This is a genomic window from Chryseobacterium sp. KLBC 52, from assembly GCF_003347605.1.
In the GTDB taxonomy this organism is placed as follows: Bacteria; Bacteroidota; Bacteroidia; order Flavobacteriales; family Weeksellaceae; genus Chryseobacterium.
In genome coordinates, this window is sequence record NZ_QDFZ01000001.1 from 278,637 (window position 1) to 293,672 (window position 15,036).

13 protein-coding genes are annotated in these 15,036 nt (G+C 38.9%); 11 read left to right on the forward strand and 2 right to left on the reverse strand.

Going from position 1 to position 15,036, the window contains the following annotated elements; genetic code table 11:
* Window position 1 precedes the first annotated feature (1 nt).
* From ureC to DDF69_RS01270, 10 genes are all read left to right on the forward strand, one after another.
* Window positions 2-1,723 (forward strand): urease subunit alpha, encoded by a 1,722-nt coding sequence (ureC, locus tag DDF69_RS01225; RefSeq protein ID WP_114819171.1) that lies wholly within the window; start codon window positions 2-4, stop codon window positions 1,721-1,723.
* Window positions 1,724-1,824: 101 nt separating this feature from the next.
* Entirely contained in the window at window positions 1,825-2,472 is a 648-nt protein-coding gene (locus DDF69_RS01230) for a hypothetical protein (RefSeq protein ID WP_114819172.1), read from the forward strand.
* Window positions 2,462-2,971, forward strand: a complete 510-nt coding sequence (gene ureE / locus DDF69_RS01235; RefSeq protein WP_114819173.1) for an urease accessory protein UreE — start codon at window positions 2,462-2,464, stop codon at window positions 2,969-2,971. Before DDF69_RS01230 ends, ureE begins: the two co-directional genes overlap by 11 nt.
* A complete protein-coding gene (locus DDF69_RS01240; RefSeq protein ID WP_114819174.1) occupies window positions 2,964-3,656 on the forward strand; it encodes an urease accessory protein UreF in 693 nt (230 codons plus the stop codon). Before ureE ends, DDF69_RS01240 begins: the two co-directional genes overlap by 8 nt.
* 141 nt (window positions 3,657-3,797) lie before the next feature.
* Window positions 3,798-4,436, forward strand: coding sequence for an urease accessory protein UreG (gene ureG, locus DDF69_RS01245; RefSeq protein WP_034697252.1), 639 nt, complete (start codon window positions 3,798-3,800; stop codon window positions 4,434-4,436).
* Window positions 4,437-5,225, forward strand: coding sequence for an urease accessory protein UreD (locus DDF69_RS01250; protein WP_114819175.1), 789 nt, complete (start codon window positions 4,437-4,439; stop codon window positions 5,223-5,225).
* A 143-nt stretch (window positions 5,226-5,368) separates the two neighbouring features.
* A complete protein-coding gene (locus DDF69_RS01255) occupies window positions 5,369-6,070 on the forward strand; it encodes a membrane protein (protein WP_047421274.1) in 702 nt (233 codons plus the stop codon).
* Between the two features lie 219 nt (window positions 6,071-6,289).
* The gene (locus DDF69_RS01260; RefSeq protein ID WP_114819176.1) at window positions 6,290-7,177 is read left to right on the forward strand and encodes an urea transporter; all 888 of its coding nucleotides are present in this window, start codon (window positions 6,290-6,292) and stop codon (window positions 7,175-7,177) included.
* Window positions 7,178-7,373: 196 nt separating this feature from the next.
* Complete coding sequence (locus tag DDF69_RS01265) at window positions 7,374-9,620, forward strand: TonB-dependent receptor (RefSeq protein ID WP_114819177.1); 2,247 nt, start codon at window positions 7,374-7,376, stop codon at window positions 9,618-9,620.
* A 177-nt stretch (window positions 9,621-9,797) separates the two neighbouring features.
* Window positions 9,798-10,688, forward strand: a complete 891-nt coding sequence (locus tag DDF69_RS01270; protein ID WP_079242523.1) for a helix-turn-helix domain-containing protein — start codon at window positions 9,798-9,800, stop codon at window positions 10,686-10,688.
* Between the two features lie 128 nt (window positions 10,689-10,816).
* On the opposite strand, the gene DDF69_RS01275 is transcribed toward DDF69_RS01270, so the two are convergent.
* Window positions 10,817-11,860, reverse strand: a complete 1,044-nt coding sequence (locus DDF69_RS01275) for a DNA topoisomerase IB (protein ID WP_228411899.1) — start codon at window positions 11,858-11,860, stop codon at window positions 10,817-10,819.
* 262 nt (window positions 11,861-12,122) lie between these two features.
* Entirely contained in the window at window positions 12,123-12,560 is a 438-nt protein-coding gene (locus DDF69_RS01285) for a DUF6526 family protein (RefSeq protein ID WP_114819180.1), read from the reverse strand.
* Window positions 12,561-12,776: 216 nt separating this feature from the next.
* Here DDF69_RS01285 and DDF69_RS01290 point away from each other — a divergent pair, with 216 nt between their 5' ends.
* The gene (locus DDF69_RS01290) at window positions 12,777-14,546 is read left to right on the forward strand and encodes an aminopeptidase P family protein (protein ID WP_114819181.1); all 1,770 of its coding nucleotides are present in this window, start codon (window positions 12,777-12,779) and stop codon (window positions 14,544-14,546) included.
* Window positions 14,547-15,036 lie beyond the last annotated feature (490 nt).

Below are 15,036 nucleotides of genomic sequence, written 5' to 3' on the forward strand. Positions count from 1 at the left end.
GATGAGCTTACACGTAGACAGAAAACAATACGCCAATATATTAGGTCCTACAGCGGGAGACAAAATCAGACTGGGTGATACTGAAATTATTATTGAAATCGAAAAAGATTTCACCCATTATGGTGACGAAGCTGTTTTCGGAGGAGGAAAAACCGTACGTGATGGTATGGGACAGAATGTGACAGCTAAAAGAGATGAAGGCGTGCTTGATCTTTGTATCACAGGAGCCGTAATCATTGACCACTGGGGAATTGTAAAAGGAGATATCGGAATCAAAGACGGGAAGATCGTAGGAATCGGAAAAGCAGGAAACCCTGATACGATGGATGGTGTAAGTCCTAATATGATTATCGGGGCGTCAACAGAAGTTCACGGAGGAAAAGGATATATAGTAACGGCCGGAGGAATTGACACTCACATTCACTACGTCTGCCCTCAGCAGATCGAAACATCTCTTTACAGCGGAATTACCACAATGATTGGTGGTGGTACAGGCCCCAATGACGGAACCAATGCAACAACAGTTACTCCGGGAAGATTCAATATGCAGAAAATGCTTGAAGCAGCAGAAGAATATCCTATGAATCTTGGTTTCTTCGGAAAAGGAAACTGCTCGGCAGAAGAACCTATCGAAGAACAGGTAGAAGCAGGGGCTTTGGGAGTAAAAATTCACGAAGATTGGGGAGCAACTCCGGCAACCATTGATGCCGCATTGAAAGTAGCCGATAAATATGATGTCCAGGTGGCTATCCACACGGATACTTTGAATGAAGGAGGGTTTCTGGAAGATACCATGAGAGCAATCAACGGAAGGGTAATCCATACTTTCCACACAGAAGGAGCAGGTGGAGGTCACGCACCAGACATTATTAAAGCGGCTATGTATCCGAATGTATTGCCCGCTTCTACCAACCCTACACGTCCTTATACCATCAATACCATTGATGAACATTTAGATATGTTGATGGTTTGCCACCATTTGAGCAAAAATATTCCTGAGGATGTAGCGTTTGCAGATTCACGTATTCGTCCAGAAACCATTGCAGCAGAAGATATCCTTCACGATATGGGTGTTTTCAGTATTATGAGTTCAGATTCTCAGGCGATGGGAAGACCGGGAGAAGTGATCACCAGAACATGGCAGACAGCGAGCAAAATGAAAGAGCAGAGAGGTGATCTGGCTGAAGATAAAGATAGCGGAAATGACAATTATCGTGCAAAAAGATATGTAGCTAAATATACCATTAACCCAGCTATTGCACATGGTATTTCAGAATATGTAGGATCCATTGAGGAAGGGAAATTAGCGGATTTGGTGATCTGGAAACCAGCCTTATTTGGAGTAAAACCGGAAATGATTGTAAAAGGAGGATTTGTCATTGCTGCTAAAATGGGAGATCCTAATGCTTCTATTCCAACGCCTCAGCCTATTATTTACAGAAATATGTTCGGTGCTCACGGAAAAGCTAAGTTTGGTACTTGCGCGAACTTCGTTTCTCAGATTTCTATTGACAACGGAACCATTGCTTCTTACAAACTTGAAAAAATGATTCTTCCGGTGAAAAACTGTAGAAATATTGGTAAAAAAGATCTTATCCATAATGATAAGACGCCTTTAATTGAAGTGAATCCTGAAAACTATAAAGTAACGGTAGACGGAGAATATATCACTTGTGAACCAGCAGAAACACTTCCTTTAACACAGTTGTATTACTTGTTCTAAGATAAATTTTATGAATAAAACCTAACAGGTTTCAAAAACCTGTTAGGTTTAACCAAAGTTTATCCGATACAATTTAAAACAATTATAGAACTAAGCTTAGAATGAAATATTTAAATAAAACAGTTTTTTCTCTTGCGATAGCTGGTGTATCTATGCTTTCAGGAAATCTGAATGCCCAGTTTCTGGGCGGGCACAGGCTTAAAAGTGATGAAGACGGACCCAAAGGACAGTTTATGGTGTATGGTTCATTAGACTATTCAAAACTTACAACACCATCAAGCAGCAGCAGTACCGTTTCCAGTGCACCGCTTGGAGTAGGATACTTCATCAATAATAATGACCTTGTCGGAGTTAATTATGCTTACTCGCAGAATACAGTGGACCACAATGTAGTGTACAAACAAAATGAAGCGGGAATCTGGTATAGCCCTTCAGTAATGCTTGGAAAATATTTTGTGTTGATCGGTCAGGTGGATGCTCACTATGTTTGGGGACAGCAGCTTTCAACAGCAGCAGATGTCATGCAGAATTTTAACGGATTCCGCCTTCGTGCTTATCCTTTGATCGGAATCGTATTAGGAGGAGGCTGGGCACTGAAATTCAAATTCGCAGAACTCTCAATGCTTCAGACCAAGACTAAAGAAGAAGGCTGGACGAAAAGCTATGTAGCAGGAATCAGCGGTTCAACATTCGGGGTGGGAATCTCCAAAAACTTAGACTTCAGAAAAAAATCCAAAAATGATAATTAATCAAATCATAGGCAATCTTGCTGAAAACCCTACGGAGAAAACCATAGACTATCTTGATCTGGAATGGTTTGAAACCACCAAAAGAATTCAGCGTAAAAAAACCAGACAGGGAACTGATGTTGCCATTAAATTTCTCAGAGAAGGACAACGATTACGTGAAGGGGATATTCTTTTTGAGGATGCCGGAAAAATAATCGCAATCAATGTTCTGGAAACGGAAGCCATTGTGATGTCACCAGCTTCACTGCTGGAAATGGGAACTGTATGTTATGAGATCGGAAACAAACATATTCCGCTTTTCATTCAGGAAGATAAAGTATTGCTTCCTTTTGAAATGCCAATGTTCAGATGGCTGGAGGCAAGCGGCTTCAAACCGGAAAAACAGTCGGTGAAACTGCTGAACCTTCTTAAATCTAATGTAGAACCTCACGGACATGGAAGTCTGGGATCTACAATCTTTACAAAAATCTTAAAAATGGCTGCTCCGAAAGATGAATAATATAAATTTCCTGTCAGGACTGCTTCACCTTGCAGATCCTACACTTCCCATCGGAGGATATACCCATTCCAACGGACTTGAAACCTATGTGCAGGAAAGAATTGTACATGATCTGGCAACCGCGAAAGAATTTGTGCAGAATATGCTTCAGTACAACCTTAAATTCAATGACGGAGCTTTTGTAAAACTGGCTTATGAAGCGGCAGGAAAGGGAGATTTGCAGCAGCTTTTACAATTGGATAATGAATGTAATGCGATAAAATGTCCAAAGGAAATCCGTCAGGCCAGTCAGAAACTGGGACTTAGACTGATTAAAATCTTTAAAAGAAGAGAAAATTTTCCTTTTATGGAAGCTTTTGAGAAAGCCGTTCAGCATAAAGAAGCCAATTCTCATTACTGTATTGTGTTTGGAGTATATGCGTATCTGATGAAAATTCCTTTGTACGAAGCACTTTTAGGATTCTATTACACTTCGGTTGCGGGAATGATTACCAATGCTGTCAAATTAGTTCCTCTTGGACAGCTGGACGGACAGGATATTCTATTTTCACTCTATCCCGTCATGGAAAAAACAGCTTTAGAAACTATAGATCTGGACAGAGATATGGTGGGACTTTGTAATACGGCCTTTGATATCAGGTGTATGCAGCATGAGAGGCTGTATTCAAGACTTTATATGTCCTAAAAAGATAAAAGATAAAAGGTAAAAGGGCAAATGGGCGAATTGCTCTTTGCTGAGTGAAACGCCCTTGCGATCGAAAAATATTCACAGTAAAGAAAGCTTAGCGCCTATAGCGTTAAAAAAATAAAATAAAATTTAAAGAAAATGGAAAACAGAAAATACATAAAAGTAGGAGTAGCAGGACCTGTAGGTTCAGGAAAAACTGCATTACTGGAACGTTTAAGCAGAAAATTATTCGGGACTTATGATCTTGGAGTCATCACGAATGATATTTATACCAAAGAAGATGCTGAATTTATGGCGAAAAACAGTCTTCTTCCCCACGACAGAATTATCGGAGTAGAAACAGGAGGATGCCCGCATACAGCTATTCGTGAAGATGCAAGTATGAACCTTGAAGCCGTAGACGAGCTGGCAGCACGTTTCCCGGAAATCGAACTGGTTTTGATTGAAAGTGGTGGCGATAACCTTTCTGCAACATTCAGCCCGGATCTTGCAGACGTTACTATTTTTATTATTGACGTAGCGGAAGGAGAAAAAATTCCTAGGAAAGGTGGTCCTGGTATTACAAGATCAGATTTATTGATCATCAATAAAATTGACCTTGCTCCTCACGTAGGTGCCAGCCTTGAAGTGATGGAAAATGATGCCCGAAGAATGAGAAAAGGAAATCCTTTCGTGTTCACCAACCTGAAAACAGATGAAGGATTGGATAAAGTAATTGGCTGGATTAAAAAATATGCCCTTTTAGAAGAAATTGAAGAACCGAATCTGGTAAGATAAATGGATAGTCATTTAAAAATTATTGCAGGATTCAAGGGAGGAGAATCCTATGTGAAAGACCTTTATGTCTCACTTCCTTTCAGAGTAGTTTCTGTAGGACAGCGAAAAAGCGACAAAAAGCTCTATCAGATGGTGATGAGCTCCTCTCCGGGAATTCTGGATGGAGACCATTATCATTTGAATGTTACCCTTGAAAAAGGAGCAGCGCTGCAATTGCAGTCACAATCTTATCAGAGACTTTTCAACATGCAGGACAAAGCACTTCAGGAGCTGAATGTTTCTATGGAAGATGAAACTTCTTTCGCTTATGTTCCTCATCCGATAGTTCCCCACGAAGATTCAAACTTTAAGAGTAAAGCCAATATTCATATCGGGGAAAACAGTCAGATCATCATCAGTGAGATCATTACCTGTGGGAGAAAACATTATGGAGAGGTTTTTAAACTGAAACGTTTTCAGAATGTGATGGAAATCTATCATAATAATAAGCTTGTGGTAAAAGATAATGTTCTTATTCAACCTGATATGATCCCGATCAGCAGCATTGGAAATCTGGAACAGTATACCCATCAGGGAACCCTGATTTTCTACAGTACAAAAGAAAATGTAGATAAAAACGGATTGATAGAAGAGATCGTTGAAGCCGCTGCACAACATCACGAAGTAATGGAAGTAGGAGTTTCTGCCATGGAAGACAATGGTTTTGTAGTACGAGCTTTGGGACATGGAGGAGAATTGATGTACAACTTCTTCCTGCATATTCAGGATTTTCTGTGGTCGTTGGAATAAAAAGAGATCCTTGTCAAGGCTCAAAACCTTGACAAGGATTCTAATATATTCAATAGAAGCGGGCTTTAGCCCGCGAAATAAAAATTAATCTTCCATTGGCTTTAGCCAAAACTTAATGGAGAACAATAATAAATAAATAGAAAATGGATAGTACAGTCTGGGCACTTCTTTTGAGCGCCGTTTCAATAAGTTTTATACATACCGCTTCAGGGCCGGATCATTATCTGCCATTCATTGTCATCTCAAAATCCAAAAAATGGAGTGGAATGAAAACAGCCATCTTAACCGTTGTCTGCGGATTTGGACATGTGTTCAGTTCTCTGATCTTAGGTTTTATCGGGGTGTTCCTCGGATGGCAGCTGAATAAGATCTCATGGTTTCAGGATATCAGAGGAAATTTTTCCGGATGGGCACTGCTGATTTTTGGAGGGGTTTATCTTGTATACGGCCTCATTCAGGCAATCAGAAACAAACCGCATAAGCATTTTGATGTGATGGGTGACGATGTATACGTATACGAACATAATCACAGCGAAGTCGTAATGCCTCAGAAAAGAATAAAAGTAACACCGCTTGTCCTGTTCATGATTTTCGTAATGGGCCCAAGTGAACCTCTGATTCCCTTATTATTTTATTCAGGAGTAAAACATTCCATGTCTGAAATTGCCGTACTGGTAACCTCTTTCACAGCAACAACTGTGTTGACCATGCTTGGAATGGTTCTTTTGGGACGCTATGGTTACTCAACATTATTCAATACAGAAAAACTGGAAAGATATATGGGCGTGGTAAGTGGAGCAGTGGTAACTGTTTGCGGAGTTGGAATGGTCTTTCTTGGATGGTAAAAGGGTTTCGGGTTTTGAGTGGTAGAGTTTGAGGGTAAGAGGGTTTGAGAGTTGAATTGTTTAAGGTTTAAAGTTTAAAGTTCAAGGTTGTTATCCTTTCACTGATAATTGACTATTCACTATTCAGTTGCGAAGCAAAATTGACTCAACCTCCAATGTCTATCATCTATCCGTCTCTTATCTTAATATCCACAAGCATTAATACAAATTAAAAAAACTATGGACGAATTTTTCAAAAAACTACCCTTTATAGACAATATTTTAAAAGGAATCGGGCAGATTATGCTCCAGGAAAACAGATGGACTGGTCTACTTTTTCTGATAGGAATTTTTATGGGAAGCTGGCAGTGTGGAGTGGCCGTTTTGCTTTCAACAGCAGCCGGAACTTTCACTGCAATGAAGCTTAATTATGACAAATCCGAAATCAATGCCGGTCTTTATGGTTTCAGTGCAGCACTGGTGGGAGTAGCACTGGCTTTTCTGTTTCAGACAACACTATTGATCTGGGTTCTTATTGTATTGGGTGGTGCATTGGCTGCTGTGATTCAGCATTTCTTTATTCAGAAGAAAATTCCGGTTTTTACTTTTCCTTTCATCATAATTTCATGGGTATTGGTATTTGTACTGCATCATTTTACCCATATTCCACCTTCTGCGATGTTGAGCATTGAAGTGGTTCCAACAGAATATGATGACTTTCTTACCTGTACCAATGGTTTTGGGGAAGTGATATTTCAGGGAGGAATACTCTCAGGAATTATTTTCTTCCTGGCCGTTTTCATCAGTTCTCCGGTGGCCGCTTTATATGGATTGGCAGCCTCTATTTTAGGTGCAGGATTATCACAATTGAATGGAGAACCCATCAAAGAAATTCACATGGGATTATTTGGTTTTAACGCAGTGCTTTCCGCTATCGTTTTTTCCGGAGTCAAAAAAACGGATGGTTTATGGGTATTGATCGCCGTTCTTATCACCATTGCCATTGATGATCTTTTAATAGACAATCACTGCCTGGATATGGTGGGCGGAGTATTTACCTTCCCATTCGTAGCCGGAACGTGGATTACGCTTTTGATTCAAAAAGTATTTCTTAAAACGAAAAAATAAAAAGTTGGAGAGTCTTAGAGTCGGAGGGTTTGAGGGTTTGAGAATGAGAAAAATTCAAGGTTTAAAGTTTAAAGTTTTTTTCACGATGATTGACCATTCACTTGCGAAGCAAAATTCACTATTGATATTACTCTAACCTCTAGTTTCTAACTTCTAACTTCTAATTTCTAAAATCAAAATATAATTAAACTAAAAAATGAAAATAACAAAAATAGCAGCCGTATTTCTGGTTATGATGTTCAGTGGAAAAATGATGGCGCAGGAAGCAGAAAAACAGTTGCTGATAAAAGATGCAGATGACAAATTTCCCATTGCAGATGTTTTGGTGAAATACGACCATGGAAACAGTCATACCCATACGGCAACAGACGGCACATTTGCCGTTCCTGTAAAATCCCTTCCTGATACCCTTGTGATCAGCCGTCAGGGATATGATGAAGTAAAATGGGTAGTGACCAATGATGATGATAAAAATAAAGTTATTTTTTTACAGCATAAACCTTTTCAGATTTCTGAAGTAGCCATCAATCACAGTTCGTTTCTATCTGCCATTACAAAGGTTGATCTGAATAAATTTCCGGTCAACTCAGCGCAGGATTTGTTGAGAAAAGTTCCGGGACTGTTTATTGCGCAGCATGCCGGAGGAGGAAAAGCCGAGCAGCTTTTTTTAAGAGGATTCGACGCGGATCACGGTACCGATGTAAGCGTGAATGTAGACGGAATGCCTGTGAACATTGTTTCCCATGCCCATGGTCAGGGATATTCTGATTTACACTTTGTGATTCCAGAGACCGTTAATAATATTGACTTTGGAAAAGGAGCTTATTACATGGATCGTGGGGACTTCAACACAGCTGGTTATGTTGATTTTCAGACCTACAATGGTTTGAAAAACAGTATGATTAAACTGGAAGGAGGTTCTTTCAACTCCAAAAGAGTGTTGGGAATGTTCAATATTCTGCATGATGATCTGGGAAGAAAAAATGCCTATATAGCAGCAGAATACAACTATACAGACGGACCTTTTGATGTAAAACAGAATTTTAACAGGGTTAATATTTTTGGTAAATACAATCAATGGTTGACTGACAAAGACTATTTCAATATCCAGTTTTCAACATTTAATTCTTCGTGGAATGCTTCCGGGCAGATTCCGGAACGTGCTGTAGATGAAGGAATCATTGGAAGATGGGGAAGTATAGATCCCACAGAAGGCGGAAAAACTTCCAGAACAAACCTTCAGATGAATTTCAAGCATATTATTTCTCCTTCCGAGCAGATTGATGCGATGGCTTTTTATTCAAAATATAACTTCAACCTGTATTCTGATTTTACCTTTAATTTAAAAGATAAAGAGCATGGTGATGAGATTCAGCAGACGGACGGCAGAAATATTTACGGAGCCGAAATAAAATATACAAAGTCCTTTTCCTTTGCCAACAGCTCTTTAAACTGGACTTCAGGAATCGGATTAAGAAATGATGATATCAATACCTTACAGCTTAATCACGTTTATCACAGAGATCTTCTGCTGGACAGATTATCCGATGTGACAGGAACAGAAACCAATCTTCATGCGTATTCAGGATTGATATGGAAAACAGGAAAATGGACCATCAATCCGGCTTTGAGGGTGGATCATTTTATCTTTAATATGCATAATCTGCTGGATGTGGAGCAATTGCCATCCGGACAGTCAAAAGAAGCAACAAGATTAAGCCCTAAACTTAATTTCTCCTATGCTCAGAATGACAATGTGATGTGGTTTCTGAAAACAGGAATGGGCTTTCACTCCAATGATCTGAGAGTGGTTGTTCCCAATAAGAACGAAAATACGCTTCCATACTCTATAGGGGCGGATTTCGGAGTAAGATTACACCCGTTCAAATCTCTGATCATCACTCCGGCCTTATGGTATATGGATCTTCAGCAGGAATTTGTGTATGTAGGAGATGATGCAGTAGTAGAGCCTTCCGGAAAATCAAGACGTTTCGGAGCTGATCTTGGCGTTCGCTTCCAGCCGTTGGAAAACTTTTATCTGAATGCAGATATCAACTATTCCCACGCAAGATTTACCGAAGAAGGAAAAGGTCAGGACTACGTTCCGCTGGCTCCGGTAGTGACCAGTACAGGATCTGTTAACTGGGATTTCCTGAATGGTTTTTCTCTGGGACTTCAGTACAGATATCTGGGAGCAAGACCTGCAGTAGAGGATAACAGCATCAGAACGAAAGCCTATTTTGTAAATGATTTGATGCTTTCCTATAACCGTCAGAAATGGGGAGCGAATGTTCAGCTGAATAACCTTTTCAATGTAAAATGGAATGAAGCCCAGTTTGCAACAGAAACGCAGTTAAAAGGAGAAACAGAGCCTATTACAGATCTTACCTATACACCGGGAAGTCCTTTCGGAGTGAGAGTAGGTGTGTATTATAAGTTCTAAAGAGGAGAGTGAGAGGGTGAGAGAGTTTGAGAGTAGAAGGGTTGGAGAGAGTTAATTATGGGTTTCGGGATAGGTGTTTCGGGGTTTTTACTATTTATACTTTAGCTTTTTTACTCTTTCGCTTTCCTACTTTGCTTTAAAATAATTTGTATAACTTTAAATAATCATAACAAGGATATGGAAGTGCTATCCAATTTTCAATATAAAAAGCTTTTTCTGCCCAATATTACGGACAAGATATTAGCCAATAATGCTGATATACAGCTGTATCGGATAGAAAATTATCTTAAAGGTATTCTGATGCCGGTGATTCCGTACCGTACCACATTCAATTTTATTATTTTCGTTACCAACGGGCATATCAGACAGTACCTTGAAAATAAAGAATATCATGCTGAAAAAGGAGGTGTGATCTTTATTAAGCAAGGAACAATTACCGCAACTGTTGAACTGTCAGATGATATTGAAGGGTTCTTTCTTGCTTATGAAAATAATATTCTGTCGGAACAGGAACTTCCAAAACATAAAAGCAGTATCTTCTTCATGACTCCCTTCCTGAATCTGGATAGCCTGACTTATGGAACTATTACTCAGCTTCTCCCGATTATGGAACAGGAATTGTGGTTGAATAACCTCAATGTTAATGATGTGGTAGTGACAATGCTTCATCTTATTTTAATCAAAATGCTCAGCACAGATTCTGACAACCATCACAAATCTGCAACACGTCCGATGGAGCTCTCTCTTCAGTTCCGTGATCTTTTGTTTAAATATCATGTTGGGGAAAAAAGAGTGGCTTTTTATGCCGATAAACTGTCCGTTACGGAAAGTTATCTGAATAAGTGTGTCAAAGGGGTAACTCAAAAATCTCCAAAACAATGGATCAATGAGATTGATATCAATTACAGCAAAGCATTACTTCACTCCAGTAAAGATATTGCAGAGATTGCCTACGAACTGAACTTTCATACTGCTTCCCATTTTACACAGCTTTTCAAAAAAATTGCAGGAATTACGCCAAAGGAATACAGGGTTCAGTTTTTGAATAATAGTAGAATATCTGTATAGTAAGGCTGGAGGCGGGATGTCAGATGCTGGAGGTATTGAAACAGGGTAAACAAAATGAGTTGAAAGTTCAGAAGTTGTTTTTAAGAGTTTCAGAACTTCCCTCTCCAAGCTTCCATTCTCCCATCTTTCTACATCCTCTCGTTTTCCAGGATCTTCAGCACCAGTCTTTCCTCTTTTGTAAGATCGGCTTTTCCGTCATTTTCTTCTATTACTTCCAGTTCATCAAGATATTTTTTGATGGTATTATTCTCATAAAGGTTGATGACTAAAGGATGAACATAATACTTTCTGCAGACGGTAGATGTATTTCCCAGATTTTCTGCAACGATGTCCAGGGCTTCTTTTACCTTCTTTTTATATTCATTGTCATTTTCTGCATATCCGATTTCTTTAAAAGCAATCAGCGCACTTACGGTTCCGGACCAGGTTCTGAAATCCTTAGCAGTAAAATCTTCACCACTGATCTCTTTGATATATTCATTTACCATCCCTGAATCTACAGAATGACGGTTTCCTTCATCATCAAAATACTGGAAGAGTTCTTTTCCGGGAATGTCCTTGCATTTCTGAATAAGCCTTGCCAGCCTTGGACTCCTGAGGTCGATTTGATGCATGATACCTTTCTTTCCTTTAAAAGAAAAAGAAATTTTCTGTCCTTTTACCTTTACATGTTTATCCTTTAATGTGGTAAGGCCAAAAGAACCGTACAGTTTTTCATACACATTATTCCCGATACGGATATTGGTTCTTTGCATAAGGCTTACAATTAAAGCAAGGATTTTTCGCTTCTCAAAATTTCTCAGGGCAAGATCCTGTTCTAAATGCAGACGGATGTCCGGTAATGCATACCCGAACTGAAGCATTCTGTAAAATTTTGTATGATTTCTTAAAGCACTCCACAGAGGGTGATAGCGGTATTGCTTTCTTTGCTTTACATCAAAGCCTGTGGCCTGAAGGTGGCCGTTGTCAAGCGCACAGATCCATACGTTTTCCCAGGCAGGCGGAATGACCAGTTTATTGATCCTGGTAATTTCTTCTTTATCCTTTATTTTTTCTCCGTCTTTATAATAGGAATATTTCTTTCCGGTTTTTTTACGGGTAATTCCGGCGGTTTCTGCATCGGTGGTATATACGAGATGTACCGCCTTTGCAGAAGCTTCCGGGTCCTTCATTATTTTAACAATTTTTGAAGGCTTAAGGTGAGAAATTATCTCCAAGTCTGTATTCTTCTCCATAAAACATGGTTAAGAGTTTTTACCCTTCGAAAAAATCAGTAAAAGAATTCCTACTATCACACAGACTAAGATTATTCCCCACCACATTCCGGCCTTAAAAATCGTTTCTACGGCTTCACAACTTGTAAGTGTCAACAACATTAATATTGTAATACTGTAAAAGGTCCATTTTTTCATAGGTATATATTTTGTTGGTGTGTTAAATTCTGAGTCGGTCAGCCCTCCATTTTTTGATAGACCTTTTAATTTCATCTCCTGAGATGTTTTCATGAAGTGCTCTGTATAAAAGCTCTTTGAATTCATCATCATAGGTAAATCTCAGGGCAGCAATCTGATCGAATTTCAATTTCTCAGCAGTTTCATCAGACCTTTTATTGAAGATCTCGAAATAACGCTGTTTAAACTCCAGAATTACCATACGGTTTTGAAGTCCCAGTGCATAGTGCTGCCTTGTCATCAATGCCAGATAAAAAAGCAAAAAAATCACGACAGAAAACAGTATCCAGACCAGCTGATTTCCGGGATCATCCCAGATTTTATAAATTCCTGATATCTCCAATATAATGAGCAAAGGAAGATAAATAAAATGATGTGGCGGATAGAATTTTCTGTGGTTATGGTAGTTTTGCTGTTTCATGAAATAGAATGTAGCAATAATCCTTCCAAAAATTTATTATTTTGGTAATGTGGTAGTTTTTTTTACTTAAAAGTGATTTATTTTATGAAATATATTTAGTAGTTTGATTTTTTAATGACTGCTTTAACTATAAAGAATTATTAAGCAAAATAGCGGATAGATTTACCCTTCAGACATCAAATTTTTTGTAACTTTCGGTGGTTAAAAATAAAAAGAATGACTTCAAAGGAAAAAGTTGCTGCGCTTCGTGAAGAAATGCAGAAAAATAATGTTGATGCATTTATAGTATATTCTGCAGATCCGCATATGAGCGAATACCTTCCTGAAGAATGGCAGGAGAGAGCCTGGCTGTCAGGTTTCTTAGGTTCTGCCGGTTTTGTGGTGATTACCAAAGACAAAGGCGGACTTTGGACAGACGGAAGATACTTTACACAAGCTGCTATTGAACTGGAAGGTTCCGGAATTGATCTTTTTAAAGATGGAATGGAAGGAACTCCCAATTATATCGACTGGATTATTTCAGAAATTCCGGCAGGCGGTAAAGTGGCAGTAAATGCTGTTGCAGCTTCTCATGCCAACTGGGAACTGCTTTCTCAGAAATTCAATTCCAAAAATATTACCCTGGCAGATGCTCCGCTTTTAAAAGAAGTATGGAAAGACAGAGGAACTCCGTCTGCTAACCCTATTTTCGTACATCCGGTAGAAAGAGCGGGTAAATCAGTATCCGATAAAATCTCTGCGATTCGTCAGAAAATGGAAGAGCAGGAAGCTACCGTACACATTATCTCAAGTCTGGATGATGTCGCATGGACACTGAATCTGAGAGGAAGCGATGTAGAAAGCAATCCTGTATTCTTAGGATACATTGTGATTACTAAAAACGACGCTGTTCTGTTCACAGGATTAGAGAAAATGGAAGTGGCAGCCAGAAAACAAATGGATGATTCCTTTGTAAAAATGATGCCTTACGAAGAATTTTATAATTATCTGAAGACCTTCAAAAACGAAAAAGTGCTGGTTTCTCCAAACAGCAACCAACAGATTTTTGAAACATTAAAATCAGATAATCAGTTTATCAAAGCTCCGGTACCCGGCAATCTGATGAAAGCCCAGAAAAATGAAGCTGAACTGAATGGTTTCAGAACCGTAATGATAAGAGACGGAGTAGCAATGGTGAAATTCCTTTATTGGCTAACACACAATGCAGGAAAAGAAGCCATGAATGAATATTCTATCGGACAAAAACTGAGAGGCTTCCGTGCAGAAGGTGAAAATTTTGTAGGAGAAAGTTTCGGGTCTATCGTAGGATATAAAGATAATGGTGCTATTATGCACTATTCTGCCAAAAAAGAAGGAAGCAAAGAAGTAACCAACGAGGAAACTATTCTGGTAGATTCAGGAGGCCAGTACCTTGAAGGAACTACAGATATTACAAGAACTTTTGCCTTAGGAACCCCTTCGGAAGAGTTTAAAAGAAATTCAACATTGGTACTACAGGGATTGATCCGTTTATCTATGGTGAAATTCCCGAAAGGTACAAAAGGAGTACAGCTTGATGCGATTGCAAGACTGCCGCTATGGATGGAAGGTAAAGATTTCAACCACGGAACAGGACATGGAGTGGGAAGCTTCATGAATGTACACGAAGGACCACAAAACATAAGAAAAGATCTGAATCCTCAGGAACTTCTTCCAGGAATGGTATGTTCCAATGAACCGGGTTACTATCTTGAAGGGCACTATGGAATTCGTCACGAAAACCTGATTGCCGTAAAAGAAGCAGAAACAACAATCCACGGAACGTTCTATGAATTTGAAACATTAACATTCTGTCCGTTCTTCAAAGATACAGTGGTAAAAGAAATCCTTTCAGAAAGCGAAATCGCATGGCTGAACGGATACCATAAAACATGTGAAGAAAAGCTTGCTCCATACCTGGAAGGAGAAGTTAAAGAATGGTTCCTTCAATCGGTAAGCCCTCTTTAATACAATCAATGGTGGAAAGTGAATGGAAATCATCACTTTAAACCTTGAATGATAAACATTAAACTGAATATTGTTAGATAATCCAAAAGTCCTGTAAGGTATTTCCTGCAGGGCTTTTCTTTTTATACAACCGTATTTTTACGGATATAATTACAGGGATTCCACTGATGCATAAAAAATAGGGTTCACCTATCTTTGTTACAACAAAACATCATTCATATCTTCATAAATAACTCAAGTAAATTCAAAACGGTAGATCATCTCGTCCTGAGATGATTTTTTTTGTTTTCAATGGGAATCAGGCGAATCTATTTGATTTAAAAATATTTAAACTGATTGATATAAAAACGCAAAGAATCTATTAAAGGATTTTATTTTTAAGGGGGCTTCGACAAAGTCGATGATGAAGCTATATAGCTATGCATGAGCTTAGAAAGAATCAATGAAATTGATTCCGTCTTTGCCCTCTGTACATTAAAACTCTGCAAAA

Coding starts and splice junctions, on each gene's coding strand:
- DDF69_RS01285 (WP_114819180.1), bottom strand. CDS start 12,560: ATGAAACAGCAAAACTACCATAACCACAGAAAATTCTATCCGCCACAT.
- ureC (WP_114819171.1), top strand. CDS start 2: ATGAGCTTACACGTAGACAGAAAACAATACGCCAATATATTAGGTCCT.
- DDF69_RS01265 (WP_114819177.1), top strand. CDS start 7,374: ATGAAAATAACAAAAATAGCAGCCGTATTTCTGGTTATGATGTTCAGT.
- DDF69_RS01270 (WP_079242523.1), top strand. CDS start 9,798: ATGGAAGTGCTATCCAATTTTCAATATAAAAAGCTTTTTCTGCCCAAT.
- ureG (WP_034697252.1), top strand. CDS start 3,798: ATGGAAAACAGAAAATACATAAAAGTAGGAGTAGCAGGACCTGTAGGT.
- DDF69_RS01290 (WP_114819181.1), top strand. CDS start 12,777: ATGACTTCAAAGGAAAAAGTTGCTGCGCTTCGTGAAGAAATGCAGAAA.
- DDF69_RS01260 (WP_114819176.1), top strand. CDS start 6,290: ATGGACGAATTTTTCAAAAAACTACCCTTTATAGACAATATTTTAAAA.
- DDF69_RS01250 (WP_114819175.1), top strand. CDS start 4,437: ATGGATAGTCATTTAAAAATTATTGCAGGATTCAAGGGAGGAGAATCC.
- DDF69_RS01275 (WP_228411899.1), bottom strand. CDS start 11,860: ATGAAGGACCCGGAAGCTTCTGCAAAGGCGGTACATCTCGTATATACC.
- DDF69_RS01230 (WP_114819172.1), top strand. CDS start 1,825: ATGAAATATTTAAATAAAACAGTTTTTTCTCTTGCGATAGCTGGTGTA.
- DDF69_RS01240 (WP_114819174.1), top strand. CDS start 2,964: ATGAATAATATAAATTTCCTGTCAGGACTGCTTCACCTTGCAGATCCT.
- DDF69_RS01255 (WP_047421274.1), top strand. CDS start 5,369: ATGGATAGTACAGTCTGGGCACTTCTTTTGAGCGCCGTTTCAATAAGT.
- ureE (WP_114819173.1), top strand. CDS start 2,462: ATGATAATTAATCAAATCATAGGCAATCTTGCTGAAAACCCTACGGAG.